This window comes from Alteromonas sp. LOR (genome assembly GCF_000753865.1).
Taxonomy (GTDB): domain Bacteria; phylum Pseudomonadota; class Gammaproteobacteria; order Enterobacterales; family Alteromonadaceae; genus Alteromonas.
Genome location: NZ_JQFW01000039.1, coordinates 1 through 1,177 on the forward strand (window position 1 = coordinate 1; position 1,177 = coordinate 1,177).

Here is a 1,177-nt window from a genome sequence, read left to right on the forward strand (position 1 = left end):
AGGCGATTGCTGCTACTGGAGACAAAAAGAAAGGTTTAGAACTTCTAGAAAAGCTTGATTCACATTTTGGTAGCTAACGCCCCAACTTTGGGGCACAAATACATGGGCTAAAATAACGAGCGAAGCGAGGGAGCCCATGTGTTTGTGTCCCAGCGAACGCAGTGAGCGCCAACAGTTGTTTGTTAGCAGCCAATGTAACTCAAACCTTGTCGATTCTTAAAATCCCGTTTTCCTGTTTAGGTAGGAAAACAATAGTCACACACTGTCCATTTTTAATTAAGGTGTCGTGATCCCGATTAGCAAAAAAATATTGTTCAGTAGCGTAATCGTTATATTTGAATTTTACATCTGAAACAACGAACATTTCTTCCCTGCTATTACCTTGTACTATTTTATGGTCGGTTATACACCCTGATATGATTTGAGTCTGGTTGGTCAAAATAGCATTTTGGACGTGATGAACTCCCAAGCCATTAAAAAGTGACGTGGTAAAAGAAATTATAAATATGCTAAACGCAATAACTACGATGTGTTTAGGCTTTAACTTGGTAAAATTTGAGAGCGACTTTAGCAAAGGCGTGAATTTAAGAATTACAACAATGAATGCACCAGCGATTATTAGACCAATTGAATTGAAACCAGCGCTGATGGACTCTACGTTACTTAGGAAGTAGGTACTACTCGAAGGTTCTAACATCGTATATTACTCAAACTCCTAACCTAGCTGCTAACACCCGCATAACGGGCAAAAATATGTAGGCTACAATACCAAGCGAAGCGCTGGGAGCCTACGTATTTTTGTCCCAGCGAACGTGGTGAGCGAGTTTATGCGCTTGTTAAACCAACAATGATAGCCTAAAATGACCTAATTAAAGACCTTTTAGGAGACCGTTATGGCGGCTAGAGTTTTGGCTGAAGTTGCTGCAAGTATTACAGAGCTAAAAGCAAACCCTATGAAAGTTGCGAGCAGTGCCTATGGCGATCCTGTCGCCATATTGAATAGGAATGAACCCGCATTCTACTGTGTCCCAGCTGAGATTTACGAAAAAATGATGGATCGTTTGGAGGATCTGGAACTACTACAGCTTGTTAAAGAAACGCAAGGTGAAGAAAGCGTTTCGGTGAATTTGGATGACCTATAAATTAGAGTTTAAAAGAAGCGCCCTAAAAGAATGGA

The 1,177-nt window shown here is 40.6% G+C and carries 1 protein-coding gene; it reads left to right on the top strand.

Features of this window, described 5'->3' with window-relative positions:
* Positions 1–893 precede the first annotated feature (893 nt).
* Positions 894–1,142: a type II toxin-antitoxin system Phd/YefM family antitoxin gene (locus tag JV36_RS0112485; protein WP_032097287.1), complete on the top strand. Its 249-nt coding sequence runs from the start codon at positions 894–896 to the stop codon at positions 1,140–1,142.
* Positions 1,143–1,177: the final 35 nt, after the last annotated feature.

What these genes read in the sequence shown, in the direction of transcription:
- JV36_RS0112485 (WP_032097287.1), top strand. Translation starts at nt 894, where the DNA reads ATGGCGGCTAGAGTTTTGGCTGAAGTTGCTGCAAGTATTACAGAGCTA.